The sequence below is a fragment of the Candidatus Eisenbacteria bacterium genome (assembly GCA_005893275.1).
GTDB lineage: Bacteria > Eisenbacteria > RBG-16-71-46 > SZUA-252 > SZUA-252 > WS-7.
The window spans coordinates 1-18,862 of record VBOW01000065.1 but is presented as its reverse complement, the minus strand read 5'-3'; the positions used below and the strand labels follow the sequence as shown (position 1 = coordinate 18,862).

Below are 18,862 nucleotides of genomic sequence, written 5' to 3'. Positions count from 1 at the left end.
CTCTCCTCCAAGGACACCGCTGCTACGGTGAGGCCGCGGCCCCTTCGGATTCCGGGAAGTCGCGCTGGTAGATGCGCAGGACGGCGAGCAGAAGGCTCACGCTGAGCGGGCCGAGCACGAGTCCGACGGGACCGAACGCCGCGAGCCCTCCGATCAACGCGAAGAAGACGATCGCCCCGTGCATTTCCATCCCGCCTTTGATCACGATCGGCTTCAGGACGTTGTCCACCATCCCGACCACGAACGTGCTCCAGATGGCGAGAAAGACCGCCGCATAGACATGCCCCGTCAGGTAGAGATAGATGGCGACCGCGAAGGAAAATCCTCCGGCGCCTAGAATCGGAATCAGCCCCAGGAAGAACGTCGCGAGGGCGAGGAAGGAAGGATTCGGCGCCCGCGCGATGAGGTACCCGACGAGCGCGGCCGCGGCCTGCGCGCCCGCGGTCACCACCGAGCCGAGCAACACGCTGGCCGAGACGCGACGGAATTCCGAGAACAGCTCGCGCATCTGTCTTCGCTGAAGCGGCGAGATCACGTCCAGCCAGGCGAGGAGCCTCCCGCCGTCCATGAGCATGAAGAAGAGCGCGACCGACATGAGCAGGGCTTGGGCGACGATCTGCCCGGCCTCGTTGAGGAGACGGGGGATCGACGCGGCCGCCCGACGCTCGAGATTGAAGATAAATTCCGCATTCTGGTCGCGCTTCGGTATCTGGCGCCACCGCTGGGCGACCCAGCCCTGGATCGGCTCGGGCACTTGCCGGATGAGTCCTTCCACGCCTTCCTCTGCGAGCACCTTGTGGAGAAAATCCAGGCTCTCCGCGGCCTCCCGCACCGCAATCACCCCGAGAGCGGCGACGGGCAAGACCAGCGCGAGCACGAGACAGGCTGTGATGATGCCGGCGGCGAGGGTTCGGCGTCCGCGCACACGGGTAAGGAGCCGGGCATACCAGCGATGAAACGTGACCGCGAGCACCGCCGCCATGAAGAGAGCGGCGGCGAAGGGCCGGATGATCAACCAGACGAGAACGAGCGAAGCGACAAGCAGAGCGATCAGGATGATCCGGGCCGATCCGTTTTCCGTTATCGCCATTACGCCTCCGCAACACGAGCCCCGCCCAGCGGGCGGGTCGAAGGTGACCGTTCGCAACAGTATACCGTTCCTCACCGGACGGATGCCGTGGACAGCGCGACCGGGAGCGGGTACGGTCTGCCGCCATGGTCGGCCAGACACCTCCCCCGCGCGAGGAGCCCCCGCTCAAGCGCCGGATCGGCCTCTACGCCGCGACCGCGATCACGGTGGGGAGCATTATCGGATCCGGTATCTTCCGCTCCCCTCATTCCGTGGCGCAGGAGCTGACGAGCCCGGCCGCGGCGCTGCTCGCATGGGTGCTCGGCGGCGTTCTTTCGATGTGCGGCTCGCTCGCGCTCGCGGAGATGGCGGTCACCCACCCGCGAACCGGGGGGCTCTACGTCTTCATCCGCGAGAGCTTCGGGGACCGCCTGGCCTTCATTTTCGGATGGGCGAGCCTCTGGGTGATCAAGCCGACGGTGATCGCCTCCATTGCGAGCGTGTTCGCGACCTACTTCTGCCAGGCGGTCGGGCTCGGCAAGGGCGCCGAGTTTTTCGCCGGTTTCGGAGCGATCGCGTTCCTCACGTTCGTCAACCTGCTCGGCGTGAAGCAGGGCACGGGCACACAGACCGTGCTCACCACGCTCAAGGTCTCGGGCATCCTGGTCCTCTGCCTCGCCGCCTTCCTTCTTCCTCACGCCGGGCCGCCCGCCGGTCAGGTCGTGACCGTGCCGCACCGCGGTCACCCCTTCCTCCTCGCCCTGGCATTCGCGATGATCCCGGTTTTCTTCGCCTACGACGGGTGGACCGACTCCACCTACGTGGGGGGAGAGGTTGTGAACCCCGCTCGGAACTTCCCGATCGCGATCCTGGGCGGGACGATGCTCGTCGTTGTCGTCTACGTGATCACCAATCTGGCTTACTTCTCGGTGCTGAGCCCGGCGGAGGTGGGCACCTACGAAGCGGTGGGCGCGGAGGCGATGCGGCGGATCCTCGGGGACTGGGGCGGACGCGCCCTCGCCGTCCTCGTGGCCGTTTCGACGTTCGGCACGGTGAACGCCTCGATTCTAACCGGCCCGCGCGTGACGCTGGCCATGGCGGCCGACGGGCTCTTCTGGAAGCGCGCGGCGCATGTCAACGTGGAACGCGGCACCCCCGACGTCGCCCTCTGGATCCAGGGGGCGCTCTCCACGATCTGGCTTTGGTTCGCGGGCGGGTTCGAGGACGTGTCCGGCTGGTTCGTCACGACCTCGTGGCTCTTCTACGGGATCACGATCGCGGCCCTGTTCGTGTACAGGCGGAAAGAGCGGCAAGGAATCGTCCAGGCGCCGAGCTATCACACCCCGCTCTACCCGATCACGCCGCTCGTCTTCATTCTGGTCACGGTGGCGATCGTGGCGAGCGATTTGAGCTCGAGCGGGTGGCGCGCCGCCGCCGGCGTGCTCGTCGCCTCGCTCGGGTTCCCGTTCTCCTACTTTTGGGCACGCAAGCGCCGCGGCCGAGCCGCGGCGGGCCACCCGGGGTGAGGCCGAGACCGACGCGCGCGCCGGGACGAGCGCGCGCACCGGGGCGGTCGCACGCGCAGGGGCCGGGGCTTTCCGTGGGCTCCATGCTCCTGCTCTTCGTTGTGGCGTTTCTGCCGCGGCTCATCCACGTGCTCGCGATGCGCGCGAGCCCCTTCTTCGTGAACCCCGTGATCGACGCGGCAACGTACGACGATGCCGCGCGCTCGATCGCCTCGGGCCACGGCCATCCCGACCTGATCTTCTGGCAACCGCCCGGCTATTCCTACTTTCTGGGCTGGATCTATGCGGCCGCGGGCCCGGGATACCTCGCGCCTCGCATCGTGCAGGCGCTCCTCGGCGCGGCGAGCGCCGTGATGACCGCGTGGATCGGGGCGCGGCTCTTCGACCGGAGGGTCGGGCTCTACGCGGGAATCGGCGCGGCGCTGTACGGCATGCTGATCTACTTCGACGGGGAGCTTCTCACGCCCACGCTCACGATCGCGCTCCAGCTCGCTTCGATCCTCTTGGCGCTCCTCGCGCGCGAGAACCCTCGGCGCGGCCCTTGGCTCTGGGGAGGGTCGGGCCTCGTTGCGGGGTTTGCCTCGATCGTCACGGCGACATCGCTCGTGATCGTGGCGGTCCTCGCGGCCGTCGCGCGCCGGCGCGCGTGGATCGTCCTCGTGGGCCTGGCGCTCGCCATCGCCCCGGTCCTGTGGCGCAACTTGGAGCGAGGCGGCGAATTCATTCCGATCTCCTGGAACGGCGGGATCAACCTCTTCATCGGGAATAATCCGCGTTACGACGAGACCGTGGCGATCCGCCCCGACCTGCATTGGAAGCGATTCGTGCTGGAGCCGCGCCGGGAAGGGATCCGGGGCGCGGGCGCCGCCTCGAGCTACTTCGTCGGGAAGGTGATCGCCTACGCGGGATCCGACCCGCTCGGATTCGCTCGGCTTCAGCTCAAGAAGCTCTACCTCCTCCTCGCCGGGAACGAGATCCCGCGCAACCAGGAGATCTATCCCGCCCGCGCGCACTCGCCCGCGCTTCGCCTCCTGCTCTGGAAAGTCCCGGGACTGGCGTTTCCGTTCGGGCTTCTCATGCCGCTCGGGCTCGTCGGCATGGCGGCGTGCTGGCGCCGAGCCCCAATGCTCGCCGCGATCGTCGTCGCGTACGGAGCCGCGGTTCTCGCCTTCTTCATCACGGCGCGCTACCGCCTGCCGCTAGTGCCGCCGCTCCTCATTTTCGCGGCGGCCGGGGCGCGGTGGTTCCTCGAGGAGGCGCGCGCTCGGGAGCGCGCCACGGCGATCGCGGGCGTGGCGTCTCTTTTCCTCCTGGGCAATCTCGCTCAAGGGCCGATGCCCAAGACGATGAACGCGGACGCGGAGTACAGCCTTGGCGTGAAGCTCGCGATCAAGGGAGATGCCGGGCAGGCGATGCGTCTCTTCGAGTCGGCGATTCGGAAGAATCCCGACTACGCGGAAGCCTGGGTCAATCTCGGCGTGCTCCAGGCGACCCACGGACGAACGGCGGAGGCGGAGCGGTCGCTCACGCGCGGGGCCGAGCTTGAGCCCGACAATACGCTCGCGCTCACGAACCTCGCCGTCCTCCGCGAGAAAGCCGGGCGCAGGGGGGATGCGCTGGCGCTCTACGAGCGCGCCTCCCGGATCGATCCGGCGGACGAGCTCACCCGGAAAAAGCTGGTCGAGCTGAGGGCTCCCCTCCCGCCCCCGTCAGAGCCCGCGCAACCGTCGGGACGCGAACCCAAGTAGCCCGGTCGCCGTCGCCAGCGAGCCGATCCATCCGAAGAGAGCCGGCGCGCCCATGTGATCGAGCACCAGCCCGGTCAGTCCCGAGGAGATCGCCGTCGTTCCGAGCACGACAACGTTGACGAGCGCGAACACCCTCCCTTGGAGCCTGGGGAGGATCATTCCCTGGACGAGAGTCGTTCGTGGAATCGTGATCACCGGGATCACCAGGGCGTGGACGAAGGAGATCGCGATCAGAAGGGGCAGAGTCTTACATACGAGGATCGGGACATAGGTCAGCCCGTCCATCGTGATCCCGATCAGGAGTAGGCGCCCGTATCCCACTCGCGCGCCGAGGCGCCCGATCGTGAGGCTGCCCAGGATCATGGCCACGCCGTAGGTCGCTTCGACGAGGGCGTAGGCCGAGGCGTCCCCATGGATCGTGTCGCGGACCAGCACCGCGGTTCCCACGATCGCGGGTCCCATGATGAAGAGATTGTTGAGCGCGGTCAGTCCGAGGAGGAGAACGAGCGTGCGGTCCGATGCGATCGCCTTGAGGCCGGATCGGAAATCCTGCGAGAGGCTGATCCGGTTTGGATCGCTTCGCCGGTGTCCCGCTCCGGCGCCCCTCAGGAAAAGCAGCGCTCCCAGCGAGCAGAGGAAGAAGAGCGCTCCGGTGGGGAACGCCGATACGACGCCGAAGCGCTTGATGAGATAACCCGCGACCATGGGGCCCGCGAAGAAGGCGCCCTGCTGCGAGAGCTGCACCCAAGCGTTCGCCCGATTCAGCCCCTCGCGCGACACCAGCTCGGGGAGCATGGCATCGCGGGCCGGATAGAAGAGGACGGAGGCGGTGGCGGCCCCGAAGGCGATCGCGGTCAGGAAGATGGGCGTGAGCGCGCCCGTGAGGTAGAGCACGGTGGAGGCCGCGAGGAGCGCCGCCCGGGCCGCATCCGCGCCTATCATGACAATCCTGCGGTTCCACCGGTCGACGAGGAGCCCCGCGCCGATTCCGAAGATCAGCGAAGGCAGGTAGGAGATCGTGGCCGCGATGCCGGTCGCCGATTTCGATCCGGTGAGGTCGAGGATGAGCCAGATAAAAGCCAGCTGGAAGACGGAATCCCCGAATTGCGAGAAGAACTGGGCGCTCCAGAGAAACGCGATCGGGGCGGGTGCGCGAAGGGGGCCGGCGCTCGTCGCGTCCGACCCCCTAGGATTTGGCGGTTGTGCGGCCAGATTCTCAGACCTGCTGCGCGGCCGCTCGCGGCTGGAACTCGGGAGCGTTGTGCTCGAAGTCCCACATGAACGGCGGCTCGATTCCCAACTGGCGGAGATAGGCGTAGAGCTGGCCACGGTGATGCAGGTGCTCGTCGTAGATGATCTGGACGCAGACGAACCCCGGGAAGCTCTCACCCCACGGCGTTTTGACCATGCGCGTGATCTTCTCGTCGGTCAGCGACTGCACAGCGCGATCGGTCGCCTTCCAGCCATCGGACGCGTAACGCAGGAGGTCCTCGAGCGACGTGAGGCCCGCGGCGGCCTTCTTGTCGTCCTCATCAGACCACGTGATCTCCCCTTGGGTAATGCCCTCCGCGACCGCCGGCATCGAGGTATACATGTGCACGATGAGCTCCTTCGGCGTGCGCATGTCCTTGCATGGCTTGGATTCGATCTTGTCCTTCGGGATCGCCTTGATCCCGCGCAACGTGATCCCGTTGACGGTCCTGAAATGATCCCACCACCTGCCGAGCTGGGCTTTGTTCATTCGATCCTCCCGACTGGATCCGTTTGAAACGGAACCGGCTTGGCTACGAGGACACAAAGGCACCTTGGGCGTATCGCCCAAGGTGCCTCGTGCGCTCCGGAGGGGCGGGCCGTTAGTTCGTGGCCTGCTCCTTGATGTCCTTGGACGCGATATCGACCGTGATCATGAAGCCGTTCGTGCCCTTGTACTCGTAGGCCTTGTCGCCGAGGCGATAGGCTTCGACTTCGTTCGGCATGAGCACGAAGCCCTCGTTCCGCGGCGCGCCGAAATACCGGAGATTCTTGATCACGACGGGGCCCGCGACGTTCTTGTTGACCGAATTCTTGAGGATGACCTCGCCGGCCTTGCCGCCGTCGAGCGACGCGTGGGCTGCGTCGGATCCGGGCTTGTGCTCCCACATGACGGGCGCGTCGGCTCCCACCGCGAAGGAAGCCCACTTGACCGGGTACACCTTGCCGACGATCGTTTGGATCCCCTCGCGCTGCGCCGGCGTCACGGAAGGATCGAACGTGATGACCGCCCAGTCCGCCTCGCCGTCGGCGAGAGTCGCACCCAAGTCGCCGGCGATCCAGAATCTCGCGCCCGCAAGGCTCGTCCCTTTATAGGTGCCCCGGTTCACCTTGTAGACGTTGTTGAAGCGGCAATACGTCTCCGCGTGGCCTTCGTGCTCCCCATGTCCCGCGTGGGAGGACGGCTCGGCGCTGAAATAACACTGGCAGAACATCGGGCAGCTGCAGGCCTCGATGATCGTCGCGTTCATGGCCCAAGGCTGTTCGGCCTGGGCGGGCGCCTTGGTGTCCGCTGCCATCAGCGAGCCCGCGAGGACAAAGAGCGCACCAAAGAGGACGAGAAGAGAAAGACGAGCCTTCATCTGCGATACCCCCTTTACGTGTTCAGGAACGTGATTCAGGCGGCGAGACCACCTGGTGAATGGAGCGGAGGTTTTCCGGCCCCTCAACGCGGAAAACACCACTGCGCGCAGGCTAGGCTACACCGGGGGCAAATCAATTCCAGAAGTATTTTGGCCGACTCATCCGCGAAGGAGGCGGCGGAGGGAAGCGGTCGGAATGCCCCGGGCCAGCTCCTCGATCGGCTTCTTCGGCCCGTGAAGGCGGATGCAGATGAGACGAAGAGCCGCCGGGTTCGAGGTTTGCCCGAGGCCCCCGCGAGGAGGGGAGCCCTTTCGGACCGCGGTCACGATGCCGGCCTCGGTCGTGGGGTCGCCGATGAAAATGGTCAGCGCGGCGAGCCGGTAGGCGCTTTGCCGTGGGGTCATGGACGCCACGCGTCCCTGCGCGGGGCCGGGGACGACGGTTGAAATCTCCACGGCGAGAGCGCCCTTGAGCCGGAGGATCGCAGGAGGGGCACCCTCCGAGGCAAGCCCCGGGAGCCGCGGATCGCCGTTCAGCTCGACGGTAACCTCGATCGGCCCGAGGAGATCGCGTTGCTCCGCGGACGTGCCCCGCGCCCCTTCCGGTACGTCGTAGTAGCTCTCGGCGGTTGCCCGGGCCGGGCGCGTCCAGGTTTTCACGTCCGGGTCCCATGGGGCGTGGGGGTCGATGTCGAGCTTCGGTCCTTCCGGATCGAGGACGTACGGTTTCCCTGGTGCCGGGACCAAGCCGGCGACCTCCTGGAGCGACCGGTGCAACGCTTCCAGGGAGGCGGGGGGTATCGCCTTCATCGCGGGTCCCGTCACCGCCGCCCCCAGCGGAATCGCGACGGCCATCGCTGCCGCGACCGCCGCGGCCGCGAGCTCCGCGACAGCTCTCCGGCTCACGCCATGCCCTCGAGGCACGCGACCGCCTCCTCGAAGACCGCGGCTTCAGGCAGGAGGCTTACGACCACCGAGCCCTCCCGGGCGATCTCGTAGAAGTGCCCCGGATGAACCAGGACATTGCGCGTCCGTAGCGCCTCGAGCGCGAAATCACCCGACGCCGCCGGCGCTTCGAGCACCGCGCTCCATCCTCCCTCCGCCTCCAGGACACGAAATCCGGACCCACCATTCCCGAGGGCGCGCAGCCGGGCCAAGTTGGCCGTCAGCCGCTCCCGGACGCTCCTCTGAAAGCCGTGCCTCGCCTCGAGAAGCCTCGGCAACGCGACTTGCGCCGGCGTGGAAACCGAGAGAAACAAGTCCGCGATCCACTCGAGTCCGCGCAGGGCGTCGCCTTTGCCCCTACCCACGGCCGCGATCCAGGCCACCTTCATCTGCGGCATCCCGCAGAGCTTCGAGAGGCCGCCCAACACGAACGTGAGGGCCTCTCGCTCGCCGAGCATGGACGGGAGCGGCGCGGACGAGGGAGGCCACGGAAAGTCCCCGAACACCTCGTCCGAGATGATCGCGATCCCGCGCTCGGCGCAGAGCGACTCCACGCGCGCCGCCTCCTCGAGGGAGAGGCAGGAGCCGGTCGGATTGTTGGGCTGGACGAGGAGGACGGCCCGCGTGCGCGGCGAGATCGCACCTTCCAGGGACTCGAGGTCGAGCTGCCACCGGTCGTGGTAGGCAAGCCGGTAGCTCTCGACGCGGACATCTTCCAAAGCCACCAGCGGCCCGAGGAGCGGGTAACTGGGCCTCGGGATCACGATCTCGTCGCCGGCATCGCAGAGGAGGCGCATGAGGTGCGCGTAGGCCTCGCTCGTGCTGGCGACGAGCACGAGATCGTCCGCGGACAGGGATGCGGCCGGCGTGCCGGACCCCCCACGCCCCGCGTAGTAGCGCACGAGCGCTTCACGCGCCCCGAGGAGGCCGCGGGGATCCGGTTCGTAGAGCGTTCCCCGGGGGTCCGACAAGGCCCGAAACTCCTCCGGCCCTGCGCCGGGAAGGCCGACCCGCGTGGGGTTCGTCTCGGTGAGATCGAGAATCCTCTCGCCCGACCTGCGCTTTCTATCCAGAAGTTGGGTGATCTCGTTGGGCGCGAAATCCTCGGGCAGACGGCGCGACGGCATGGACGCTCCTGGGAACGGCCCTAGTCCATGCCCCGTGGGGCGGTCACGGCTTTCCAGAACATATTCATACTCGAAAGCACGATGGCGGCGATCAGGGCCGGCAAGAACCCGTTGATGCTCAAGCCGGGCACGAGGAACGCCACAAGGAGGATCACGATCGCGTTGACGACGAAGGAGAAGAGCCCGAGCGTCAATAAGATCAGCGGGAAGGTCAGGATCGTGAGGACCAGGCCAACCGTGGCGTTCACGATTCCGAGCGCGAGCGACGCGAGGATCGCCGATCCCCAGCCGCTGACGTGAAAGCCGGGAAGGAACTTCGCAAGCAGGAGGAACACGCCGGCGTTGAGCAGCATGTGAGCCAGCGCTTTCGCCATCGGACGGCTCCGTTGCGCAGGGTGGGCGGCCAGCCTCGGTAATGATGCGTAGATGCTAGCATGCTCGAATAGGGCTTGTCAGGGCGCCCGGGATGGTCTATCTTCCGCGGGCGCTCTAGATTGAAGAGCGCGGCGCGTTCGCCCGCGCCGGATTTTCGTGCCCATGACCACGCACCACCGCCTACTCCGGACTGATCGCAGGGGTTATTTCCTGTGGGAAGCTACAGGAGTGACCCGATGGACCAGGAATTCTGGTATCGCTGCGTGAAGTGCGGCTACATGTATACGCCGCAGCAGTTTCAAGCTCTCGCTCAATTGCGTGCTTCCCAAACAGGAGAGAAGGTGCCGGAGCTCTTGGCCGCACCCGAAAGGGTTCCGTGCCGTAATCGTGGCTGTACCGGCCATCTCAGCCGGACCGATTCCCTGTACAAAGAAGCCCGCTAACCTCCTTCGCTCGGGCTATTCGACCCGGGTGAAGGACCGGCGGGGGTTTCGTCCCGCGTGGCCACCGCGGGCGTCTCCCATTCCCCCGGCGCGCTGGGGTCCGAGCAGTCTTCGAAGTAGCCGCAGCTCTTGCAGCGGACCTTGCACCCGCGCTCCTCCAACTCCTTCCCACAATTGGCGCACAGCATTTCTCGAAGATCCTCCTCCGGACGGCACCCTTTGAGCTTGTCCGCCCGCTCCGTCGACCGATATACTGCACGGCTTGGATTTTTCTAGGGAATTCCGTGGATGAGGGAAGACCAGCTCGCGGATCGCCTGGATTTCCTCAGGGAGCGGATCGCAGGGGCCTGCGCGCGATCGGGACGGGCCCCGGCCTCGGTCCGGCTGCTTCCGGTCACGAAGGGGTTCCCGGCCGAGACGGTGCGTCGCGCGATTGCACTCGGATTGCAAGATTTCGGCGAGAACCGGGTCCAGGAAGCCGAAGAGAAGATCACGGCCGTCGAGCCCCGTCCCCGGTGGCACTTGGTCGGGCATTTGCAGAGCAACAAGGCCAAGCGCGCGGTTCAGCTTTTCGACGTGATTCATTCGATCGATTCGGCCGTGATTGCCGGGGAGGTTTCCAAGAGGGCCCTCCAGGCGGCCCGCAAAATTCCTTGCCTCGTGGAGGTGAACACCTCCGGGGACCGGGCCAAATTCGGCGTGGCGCCGGAGCGCGCGCTGGATCTCATCGACGTCGCGCGCCGACTCGAAGGGTTGGAGCTTCGGGGTCTCATGACGATCGGACCTCTGGAAGGCGGCCCGGGAGGAGCGCGGCGGGCGTTTCAACGTTTGGCGCGGATCCGTCGCGATGCCTCCGGCGCGGGGCTTCTCCCGGCAGATGCCGATCTCTCGATGGGGATGTCGGATGATTTCGAGATCGCCATCGAAGAGGGAGCGACGATCGTCCGCCTGGGAACCGCGCTCTTCGGGCCTCGGCCCGGCGCCGCCGGTCCCGGGACCGCGACCGGAGCCACGTGAGGCTCAAGCTCAGGGTCACGCCGAAGAGCCGTGCGAATGAGGTCGCGGGCGTTCGGGCGGACGGGGCGCTCCTGGTTCGCGTGACAACCGCGCCGGAGGATGGCAGGGCCAACGAGGCGGTGATCCGGCTTCTGAGCGAGACGCTCGGGTTGCCGCGGGGCGCGATACGGCTCGTGGGAGGCGCCTCGTCCCGGGAGAAATGGGTCGAGTTGGATGGAATCGACGAGGCGGAAGTGAGACGCCGGCTGAGAACCTGACCTGATATGAGCGTCGTGATGAATCAAGCCCAAGGCCAGCTCAAGGCGATCGAAGAGGCGCGGGAGTTTCTTGCGCCCAAGCTCGGGATCACCCCCGAGGTGGGAATCATCCTGGGAACCGGGCTCGGCCAGTTCGCCGGCGCCATGAAGCCCTCGACCACCATCGCCTATCGCGACATCCCCAACTTTCCCATTCCATCCGTCGAAAGCCACGCCGGGGAGCTGGTTTCAGGACGGCTCGGCGGGCAACCGACCGCGGTGATGAACGGACGCGTCCACTATTACGAGGGATATCCGATGCGCGACGTGACCTTCCCGGTCCGCGTCCTGCGTGCCCTCGGCGTGAGAACGCTCATCATCACGAACGCCGCGGGAGGCATGAACCCGCTCTACGAGGCCGGCGACCTCGTCCTGGCGGTGGATCACATCAATTTGATGGGCGACAACCCGCTCCTCGGAGCGAACGAGGACGCGCTCGGGCCAAGGTTCCCCGACATGTCCGAACCCTACAGCCGGGAGCTGATCGCGCTGGCGCTCGCGACGGCGCGGGAGGAGAAGATTCCCCTCCGGGAAGGCGTTTTCGTCGGGGTCGCGGGACCGAATCTGGAAACCCGCGCCGAATATCGATTCTTGCGCTGGGTGGGGGCCGATCTGGTTGGCATGTCGCTCGTGCCCGAGACGATCGTTGCGGTCCACGCCGGGATGCGGGTGCTCGCGCTCGCGGTGGTCACCGACACGTGCTTTCCCGACGCCCTCGAGCCGGTCGACGTGCCGAAGATTCTGGCCACGGCCGCGAAGGCTGAGCCCACGCTGACGCGCCTGGTCACACGCATCATCGAGCGGATGCCTCGGGCCGCGGCGGTCGCGCGGTGAGCGTGAAGTCCGACATGTTCATCCCGGTCTCGACCAAGCTCGACCTGCCCCAGACGGAAGCGCGGATTCTCGACTTTTGGCGCGAGACGAAGGCCTTCGAGGAGAGCCTGAAGCGCCGCGAGGGATCCCCCGCGTTCATCTTCTACGAGGGCCCGCCCACCGCCAACGGCCTCCCGGGCGTGCACCATGTGCTGTCCCGGATGTTGAAGGACATCGTCTGTCGCTACAAATCGATGTGCGGCTTCTACGTTCCTCGCAAGGGGGGCTGGGACACCCACGGGCTTCCGGTCGAGATCGCCGTCGAGCGGGAGCTCGGGATCAGCGGCAAGGAACAGATCGAGTCCTTCGGGATCGCGAAATTCAATCGCCTCTGTCGGGAAAGCGTCCTTCGCTACGAAACCGACTGGCGCCGGCTCACAGAGCGGATCGGCTACTGGCTCGACATGGACCATCCTTACTTCACCTTTGACAACACCTACATGGAGTCGGTGTGGTGGCTCCTGCGCAAGTACTGGGACGGCGGGCTCCTCTACCAGGGGCACAAGATCGTTCCCTATTGCCCGCGATGCGGCACGCCGTTGAGCAGCCACGAGGTGAGCCTGGGGTACGAGGATGTGACCGAGCCCTCCGTGACCGTGAAGTTCGCCCTCGAGGACGAGCCGGGGGCCTTCATCCTCGCGTGGACGACGACGCCCTGGACGCTCCCCGGGAACGTCGCGCTCGCGGTGGGCCCCGAGATCGTTTATGTGCGCGTGCGGCAGACGCGGGATGGACGCGAGGAGCGCTATTACCTCGCGAAGGAGAGGCTCGCCCAGCTCGAGGGAACGTACACGATCGAGAAGGAGATGAAGGGGCGCGAGCTCGCCGGACGGCGCTACCGGCCCCTGTTCGACTTCATGAACCTGGCGAAGGAGACCGGGAAGAAGGCCTACTACGTCTGTCAGGCGGATTTCGTCACGACCGAAGACGGGACGGGCGTCGTCCACACGGCCGTCATGTACGGCGAGGACGATTACCAGCTCGGGCTGAAGCTCGACCTTCCGCAGCGTCACACGGTCGATCCGCAGGGGCGCTTCACCGCGGAGGTCACGCCGTGGGCCGGGCGGAACGTGAAAGACGCGGAGAAAGACATCCGCGACTGGCTGAAGAGCCATGGCCTCCTCTATCGCGAGGAGGCGACGACGCACAGCTATCCCTTCTGCTGGCGGTGCGACACGGCGCTTCTCTATTACGCCTGGAAGACTTGGTACCTCGCCACGACCCGCTATCGCGACCGGATGCTCGAGGCGAATCGCAAAGTCGCCTGGCATCCCAAGGATATCGGCGCGCACCGGTTCGAGAACTGGCTCGAGAACAACGTGGACTGGGCGCTGTCCCGGAACCGGTACTGGGGCACGCCGCTGCCGATCTGGCGCTGCGAGGGCTGCGGGGCCGACCGCTGCGTCGGGAGCATCGCCGAGCTCAAGGAAGGGCAGGGGGTGCCCGAACCGCTGGATCTGCACCGTCCGTACGTCGATCAGGTTACGTTCCGCTGCGCCAAGTGCGGGGGAACGGCCCGGCGCGTGCCCGAAGTGATCGACGTGTGGTTCGACTCGGGCTCGATGCCCTTCGCGCAGTGGCACTATCCCTTCGAGAACGCGGAGCGCTTCGAGGGGCTTTACCCCGCCGACTTCATCTCGGAGGGCATGGATCAGACGCGAGGCTGGTTTTACACGCTCATGGCGATCGGAGTTTTCGCCACCGGCCAGTCGCCCTACAAACACGTGCTCGTGAACGAGCTCATCCTCGACAAGGAAGGCAAGAAGATGAGCAAGTCACGCGGCAACGCGGTCGATCCGGACCTTATTCTGAACCAACGCGGGGCGGACGCCCTCCGCTTTTACCTGATCAGCACGAGTCCGCCGTGGACCGCGACGCGGTTCGATCCGGAAGGGGTCACCGAAGTCACGAAGAAGCTTCTCGGAACGCTGAAGAACACAGCCCAGTTCTTCGCGCTCTACGCGAACATCGACGGCTACGATCCGGGCGCGAAGGAGAAGGCCGCGACGACCCTCCTCGATCGCTGGATCGTTTCGCGGCTCCACACGCTCGTCTCGACGTGCCGTGACTCGCTCGATGCCTACGATCTCACGCGCGGGGCGCGCGCCCTCCAGGAGTTCGTGGTCGAGGACCTTTCCAATTGGTACGTGCGCCGCTCGCGCCGTCGTTTCTGGAAATCGGGAGACCGGGCGGACAAGCGGGCCGCCTACGATACGCTCTTCCGATGCCTCGAAACGGTCGCGCGTTTGTCGGCGCCCTACACTCCCTTCGTTTCCGAGGAGCTTCACCAGAGCCTCGTGCGTCCCGCGCGCCCCGGCGCGCCGAAGAGCGTGCACTGGTGCGACTACCCGGAGCCCGACCGGTCCGCGATCGACGAGGGGCTCGAGCGGGCGATGGAGACGGCGCTCCGGGTCGTGACCCTCGGCCGGGCGGCGCGGAACGCCTCCTCGTTGCGGGTCCGCCAGCCCCTGAGGCGTCTTGCCGTGGCGGGGCTGGGCGCCCGCGAGCGGGCGCGGGTGGAGGAGATCTCCGACCTCATCCGCGACGAGCTCAACGTGAAAGAAATCGTGTTCCCGGCGGATCGCGACGAAGTTCTGGCATCCACCGTGAAACCGAATTATCCGGTGCTGGGTAAGAAGGCGGGAGCGGCGATGAAGGAGCTCGCGCTCAAGGTGCAAGCCGCGCCGCCCGGCGAGATCCGGGCGGCGATCTCCGGCGCGGGCTGGAACGTGGAAGCGGCGGGGCAACGATTCACGTTGACCTCGGAGGATGTCTCCATCCAGGAGTCCTCGCGCGCCCCGTGGGTCGCCCAGGCGGACTCCACCATGGCGGTCGCGGTGGATACGACCCTCGACGAGGAGCTACGCGCCGAGGGCCTTGTTCGGGAGTTGGCGCACCGGGTCCAAACGCTGCGCAAGAGCGCAGAGTTCGACGTCACGGATCGGATCCGCCTCCACTGGGAGCTGAGCCCCGGGCTGGCCGACGCGTGCTCGCGGTACGAACGGTTCATCAGGGAAGAAGTGCTGGCAGAGGAGGTCGTCCCCCGAATGACGGGAAGCGGCCCGTTTGAAGAGTGGACCTTTGACGGAGAGCGGGCCCGGGTCGGGATCGAGCGGGTCCACAAAGGAGGGTGAGGGGTTGCTTACCAAGAAGGATCTCAAACATTTCGAAGAGCGACTTCTGGAAGAGCGCAAGAAGCTCCTGAGCCAGCTCGGATATCTCGAGAAAGCCATGGGGCAGACGCAGAGAGACTCCTCCGGCGACCTGTCGGCCTACTCGTTTCACATGGCGGACATGGGGACCGATGCGATGGAGCGTGAAAAGGCGTTTCTCTTCGCGTCTGCGGAGGGGCGGCAGCTGATGAGCGTGGACGAGGCCCTGCGCCGGCTTTACCGCAGCGAGTACGGCGTTTGCGAATCGTGCGGGAAAGAGATCGGCAAGCAGAGACTCGACGCGATGCCGCAGGCAAACCTATGCGTGAACTGCCAGGAGAAACAAGAGAAGACATCCAACGCCGCGCGCGGATGAGCACCCGCCTCGGGACGTTCCTCGCGTGCGCGGCGGCGGTGCTGGTCCTTGATCAGGCGACCAAGACGCTGGCCTCGTCGCGCCTGCTCATGGGCCAACCGGTACCCGTGTTGGGACAGTTCCTCCGGCTCACGCTGGTTCACAACAGCGGAGCGGCGTTCGGCCTCTTTCCCGGGAGCCGGCTTCCGTTCATCCTGGTTTCCGTGCTCGCGATCGCCGTGGTGCTCTATCTCTTTGCGCGTGATGCGTATCGCAGCCTCGCGAACCGCGTGCTCCTCGGGTGTATCCTGGGCGGCGCGCTCGGTAACCTCGTGGATCGCATCCGTTGGGGGAGGGTCGTCGATTTCATCGACGTGGGGCTAGGCGCACTCCGATGGCCCGTGTTCAATGTCGCAGACTCAGCCGTCACCTTGGGAGTGATCCTGCTTGCCTGGAATCTCGCCCGATCCGGCCGCACCGACCCCGATCTCGAAAGTCCACCCGGTTCCGACTTCGCGCGCGGGTGAGCGCCTGGATCGTTTCCTGACCGAGGTCGAACGCTCGCTCTCTCGCTCCGCGGTGCAGCAGCTGATCGAGGCCGGATGCGTCCGCGTGAACGGCGCGCCGGCGCGCGCGAGCCGGCGGGTCAAGGTGGGGGACCGGATCGAGGTCACCCGCCCGCGCCGCGTGCCCACCCGGCTCCTGCCCGAAGACATTCCGCTCGAGGCCGTCTACGAAGATGAATCGCTGGCCGTGATCGCGAAGCCGGCCGGGATGGTCGTGCATCCCGCCGTGGGGCACCGCACGGGGACGCTCGTCCACGCGCTCCTCCACCGGTATGGACCGCTTCCGAGCGCCGCGGGCCTCGAGCGCGCGGGGATCGTGCACCGGATCGACAAGGGCACGTCGGGGCTCCTGATCGTCGCGCGCACCGAGGGCGCGCACCGCGAGCTGTCGCGGCAGATCGAGGCGCGCGACGTGCGGCGGGTCTACCGCGCGCTGGTATGGGGGCGCATGCCCGAGCTCGAAGGTCGCATCGAGGCTCCGCTCGCGCGAAGCGCGCGCGACCGGAAAAAGTTCGCGGTGGTCCCACGCGGGGGGCGTTTCGCGGCGACCCGATACCGCGTGGAACGGACGTTCGACTACCTTTCGGAGCTCGTGCTCACCCTCGAGACCGGCCGCACCCACCAAATTCGCGTCCACCTGGCGCATTTGGGGCATCCCGTTTTCGGCGATCCGGAGTACGGGGGGCGTCGTGGACCCCTGCTCAGGCTTCCTCCCGCGCAGCGCGCGGGCGCGGCGCTCCTCCTTTCCGAGCTGGATCATCAGGCGCTCCACGCGGAGCGGCTCGCGTTTCGCCATCCCGAGACCGGGGAACCCCTGGAGTTCACCCGTCCCGTGCCGCCCGACTTTGCGGCGGTGCTCCGGGCCCTCGCGTGCGGATCCTAGGCGTGGACTTCGGCTTGAGGCGGCTCGGGATCGCCGTGAGCGACGAAGGCTCGACCCTCGCGAGGCCGCTTCGCGTCCTGCACGTGGACTCGGTGCGGGAGGCCCCCGCCGCGGTAGCGGCGGTGGCCGCCGAGGTGGGCGCGGAATCGGTGGTCGTGGGTGTGCCCCTCGGGCTGGAAGGGGAGGAGCGGCGCCAGGAGGTACGGCGCGTGGAACGCTTCGCACGGGCCCTCCGGAAATCCTCCGGGCTGGAAGTTCATCTCGTGGATGAGAGCCTCAGCACGCGCGAGGCCCAGGAAGCGGCTCGGGAGAAAGGACGCTCCCCACGCGACCGCGATCTTCACGACCAGGCGGCCGCGTTCATCCTCCAGCGCTGGCTCGACCGCCCGCGCCGCACCAAGGGAGCGACGGAATGAAGCGGCGCCACCGCATCCGCCGGAGCCTCATCTTGGGGGCGATCGTGGGGTCCGTGCTGATTTCGGGAATCCTCTTCTTCCCCGCCTCGGTCACCCGCGTGTACGAAACGCGCGAGGTCCTGATCCCCCGCGGCGCCAGCGTCGAGACGATCGCGGGGATCCTCAAGGCCGACGGTCTCGTGAAGAGCCCCGCGCTCTTCGTGCTCGCGGCGCGGGTCTTGGGCTACGACCGGCATCTCAAGGCGGGCCGCTATACGATTCCCGTGGGCGCGAGCATCTACCGAATCTTGCGCCAGCTCTCGAGCGGGATGGGAAAGCAGGACATGGTGACGGTCCCCGAGGGGCTGCGCAGCGACGAAGTGGCCCGCATTCTCGCGGCGCAGTCGAAGATCGATCCGTCCCGCTTCATCGCGCTCACGCGCGACTCGGCCTTCGCCAGCGCACTCGGTATACCCGCCGATCGGCTCGAGGGATACCTCTACCCGGATACGTATCCCTTCTATCCGCTTCTAACGCCCGAGGAGGTCGCCCGGGTGATGGTGGGGCGCGCGCTTCGCGTGTTCGAGGAGGAGATGGCGCTGCCAGGGGCGCGCGAAGGGCTCACCATGCATGAGCTCGTGACGCTGGCCTCCATCGTGGAGGCCGAGGCGGTGATGCCTTCCGAGCGCCCGCGCATCGCGGCCGTGTTCTACAACCGGCTGCGGAAGGGTATGATGTTGCAATCCGACCCGACGGTCTCCTATGCCCTCGGGATTTTCAGAAACCGGGTCTACTACAACGACCTCAACGTGAAGTCGCCGTACAACACGTACCGGAATCGAGGGCTCCCGCCGGGCCCGATTTGCAGCCCGGGCCGAGCGGCCTTTCACGCCGTGCTCTTTCCCCTGCCCGATTCGACCGAGCTCTATTTCGTGGCGCGCGGCGATGGAACCCACATCTTCACGAAGAGCTGGGCGGCTCATCTCGCCGCCATCGCGCACGTTCGCGCCGTGGCCAAGGTGGAATCGACGCCAAGGCTCGCCGGCCCGCTGATGCAGGGCCCGGTGTTTCGCGCGGCACCCGATTCGGCCCTGCCCGCGCTCCGCGCCGAAGCGGTGAGCGCGCCGGCGGGACGAGCGGGCGTCCTGAGCGCGCCGGCGGGGCGAGCGGCCGTCGTCAGCGCGCCGGCGGGGCGAGCGGCCGTCGTCAGCGCGCCTCAAACACCGGCCAAACGCGCTGAGGTTGTGAGCGCGCCCAAGAAGGGAACCGGCGCCCCCTCGTCGGCTCCGAGCGGCGCAACCAAGCGCGCTACGACCCAAAAGAAAGCGGTCACCAAGAAATGAGCGGCGTGCCCGCGACCTTTTTCACCAAGCCCGGCGCCCAATCCTCGGCCGGGCCGGATCTCCCGGCCAAGCAAGCGCGCCTCGAGGAGATCCTGAATGGGCTAGGCCGTGTCTTGATCGCCTACTCGGGGGGAGTG

General features: G+C 66.8%; 18 protein-coding genes. 11 read left to right on the top strand and 7 right to left on the bottom strand.

The window, feature by feature from the left end:
* Window positions 1-22 precede the first annotated feature (22 nt).
* Window positions 23-1,090: an AI-2E family transporter gene (locus E6K76_10565; GenBank protein TMQ57373.1), complete on the bottom strand. Its 1,068-nt coding sequence runs from the start codon at window positions 1,088-1,090 to the stop codon at window positions 23-25.
* A gap of 125 nt (window positions 1,091-1,215) precedes the next feature.
* Between E6K76_10565 and E6K76_10560 the strand changes: the two genes are divergently transcribed.
* Together E6K76_10560 and E6K76_10555 are read left to right on the top strand one after the other, a co-directional pair.
* Complete coding sequence (locus E6K76_10560; GenBank protein TMQ57372.1) at window positions 1,216-2,595, top strand: amino acid permease; 1,380 nt, start codon at window positions 1,216-1,218, stop codon at window positions 2,593-2,595.
* Window positions 2,596-2,669: 74 nt separating this feature from the next.
* Window positions 2,670-4,343: a tetratricopeptide repeat protein gene (locus tag E6K76_10555; protein ID TMQ57371.1), complete on the top strand. Its 1,674-nt coding sequence runs from the start codon at window positions 2,670-2,672 to the stop codon at window positions 4,341-4,343.
* Here E6K76_10555 and E6K76_10550 read toward each other — a convergent pair.
* The 6 genes from E6K76_10550 to E6K76_10525 form a co-directional block, all read right to left on the bottom strand.
* Window positions 4,305-5,732: an MFS transporter gene (locus E6K76_10550; protein TMQ57370.1), complete on the bottom strand. Its 1,428-nt coding sequence runs from the start codon at window positions 5,730-5,732 to the stop codon at window positions 4,305-4,307. The two genes, E6K76_10555 and E6K76_10550, sit on opposite strands and share 39 nt — an antisense overlap.
* On the bottom strand, window positions 5,560-6,084 hold the full coding sequence (locus E6K76_10545; protein ID TMQ57369.1) for a DUF1572 domain-containing protein: 525 nt from the start codon (window positions 6,082-6,084) through the stop codon (window positions 5,560-5,562). Before E6K76_10545 ends, E6K76_10550 begins: the two co-directional genes overlap by 173 nt.
* A 112-nt stretch (window positions 6,085-6,196) precedes the next feature.
* Window positions 6,197-6,955 carry a DUF1326 domain-containing protein gene (locus E6K76_10540; protein TMQ57368.1) on the bottom strand — a complete coding sequence of 253 codons (759 nt, stop codon included), beginning with the start codon at window positions 6,953-6,955 and terminating at the stop codon, window positions 6,197-6,199.
* A gap of 159 nt (window positions 6,956-7,114) precedes the next feature.
* Window positions 7,115-7,861 (bottom strand): hypothetical protein, encoded by a 747-nt coding sequence (locus E6K76_10535; protein TMQ57367.1) that lies wholly within the window; start codon window positions 7,859-7,861, stop codon window positions 7,115-7,117.
* Complete coding sequence (locus E6K76_10530) at window positions 7,858-9,027, bottom strand: pyridoxal phosphate-dependent aminotransferase (protein TMQ57366.1); 1,170 nt, start codon at window positions 9,025-9,027, stop codon at window positions 7,858-7,860. Before E6K76_10530 ends, E6K76_10535 begins: the two co-directional genes overlap by 4 nt.
* A 20-nt stretch (window positions 9,028-9,047) precedes the next feature.
* On the bottom strand, window positions 9,048-9,380 hold the full coding sequence (locus E6K76_10525; protein TMQ57390.1) for a phage holin family protein: 333 nt from the start codon (window positions 9,378-9,380) through the stop codon (window positions 9,048-9,050).
* Window positions 9,381-10,133: 753 nt separating this feature from the next.
* Between E6K76_10525 and E6K76_10520 the strand changes: the two genes are divergently transcribed.
* Genes E6K76_10520 through mltG form a run of 9 tightly spaced genes read left to right on the top strand, consistent with a single transcriptional unit; the run spans window position 10,134 to window position 18,725 of the window.
* The gene (locus E6K76_10520) at window positions 10,134-10,862 is read left to right on the top strand and encodes a YggS family pyridoxal phosphate-dependent enzyme (protein TMQ57365.1); all 729 of its coding nucleotides are present in this window, start codon (window positions 10,134-10,136) and stop codon (window positions 10,860-10,862) included.
* Window positions 10,859-11,119, top strand: a complete 261-nt coding sequence (locus tag E6K76_10515; protein ID TMQ57364.1) for a DUF167 domain-containing protein — start codon at window positions 10,859-10,861, stop codon at window positions 11,117-11,119. The genes E6K76_10520 and E6K76_10515 overlap by 4 nt, the downstream gene beginning before the upstream one ends.
* A 6-nt stretch (window positions 11,120-11,125) precedes the next feature.
* Window positions 11,126-11,992, top strand: a complete 867-nt coding sequence (locus E6K76_10510) for a purine-nucleoside phosphorylase (GenBank protein ID TMQ57363.1) — start codon at window positions 11,126-11,128, stop codon at window positions 11,990-11,992.
* Window positions 11,989-15,165, top strand: coding sequence for an isoleucine--tRNA ligase (locus tag E6K76_10505; GenBank protein TMQ57362.1), 3,177 nt, complete (start codon window positions 11,989-11,991; stop codon window positions 15,163-15,165). The genes E6K76_10510 and E6K76_10505 overlap by 4 nt, the downstream gene beginning before the upstream one ends.
* 4 nt (window positions 15,166-15,169) lie before the next feature.
* Complete coding sequence (locus tag E6K76_10500; protein ID TMQ57361.1) at window positions 15,170-15,559, top strand: TraR/DksA family transcriptional regulator; 390 nt, start codon at window positions 15,170-15,172, stop codon at window positions 15,557-15,559.
* Window positions 15,556-16,065: a signal peptidase II gene (gene lspA / locus E6K76_10495; GenBank protein TMQ57360.1), complete on the top strand. Its 510-nt coding sequence runs from the start codon at window positions 15,556-15,558 to the stop codon at window positions 16,063-16,065. The genes E6K76_10500 and lspA overlap by 4 nt, the downstream gene beginning before the upstream one ends.
* A complete protein-coding gene (locus E6K76_10490; protein ID TMQ57389.1) occupies window positions 16,025-16,987 on the top strand; it encodes an RluA family pseudouridine synthase in 963 nt (320 codons plus the stop codon). Before lspA ends, E6K76_10490 begins: the two co-directional genes overlap by 41 nt.
* A complete protein-coding gene (gene ruvX, locus E6K76_10485; GenBank protein TMQ57359.1) occupies window positions 16,975-17,403 on the top strand; it encodes a Holliday junction resolvase RuvX in 429 nt (142 codons plus the stop codon). Before E6K76_10490 ends, ruvX begins: the two co-directional genes overlap by 13 nt.
* Window positions 17,400-18,725: an endolytic transglycosylase MltG gene (mltG, locus tag E6K76_10480; protein TMQ57358.1), complete on the top strand. Its 1,326-nt coding sequence runs from the start codon at window positions 17,400-17,402 to the stop codon at window positions 18,723-18,725. Before ruvX ends, mltG begins: the two co-directional genes overlap by 4 nt.
* Window positions 18,726-18,862: the final 137 nt, after the last annotated feature.

Bases quoted from the DNA above. Each gene is read 5' to 3' on its own strand.
- E6K76_10565 (TMQ57373.1), bottom strand. From the start codon at position 1,090: ATGGCGATAACGGAAAACGGATCGGCCCGGATCATCCTGATCGCTCTG.
- E6K76_10560 (TMQ57372.1), top strand. From the start codon at position 1,216: ATGGTCGGCCAGACACCTCCCCCGCGCGAGGAGCCCCCGCTCAAGCGC.
- E6K76_10545 (TMQ57369.1), bottom strand. From the start codon at position 6,084: ATGAACAAAGCCCAGCTCGGCAGGTGGTGGGATCATTTCAGGACCGTC.
- E6K76_10540 (TMQ57368.1), bottom strand. From the start codon at position 6,955: ATGAAGGCTCGTCTTTCTCTTCTCGTCCTCTTTGGTGCGCTCTTTGTC.
- E6K76_10530 (TMQ57366.1), bottom strand. From the start codon at position 9,027: ATGCCGTCGCGCCGTCTGCCCGAGGATTTCGCGCCCAACGAGATCACC.
- E6K76_10525 (TMQ57390.1), bottom strand. From the start codon at position 9,380: ATGCTGCTCAACGCCGGCGTGTTCCTCCTGCTTGCGAAGTTCCTTCCC.
- E6K76_10520 (TMQ57365.1), top strand. From the start codon at position 10,134: ATGAGGGAAGACCAGCTCGCGGATCGCCTGGATTTCCTCAGGGAGCGG.
- E6K76_10510 (TMQ57363.1), top strand. From the start codon at position 11,126: ATGAGCGTCGTGATGAATCAAGCCCAAGGCCAGCTCAAGGCGATCGAA.
- lspA (TMQ57360.1), top strand. From the start codon at position 15,556: ATGAGCACCCGCCTCGGGACGTTCCTCGCGTGCGCGGCGGCGGTGCTG.
- mltG (TMQ57358.1), top strand. From the start codon at position 17,400: ATGAAGCGGCGCCACCGCATCCGCCGGAGCCTCATCTTGGGGGCGATC.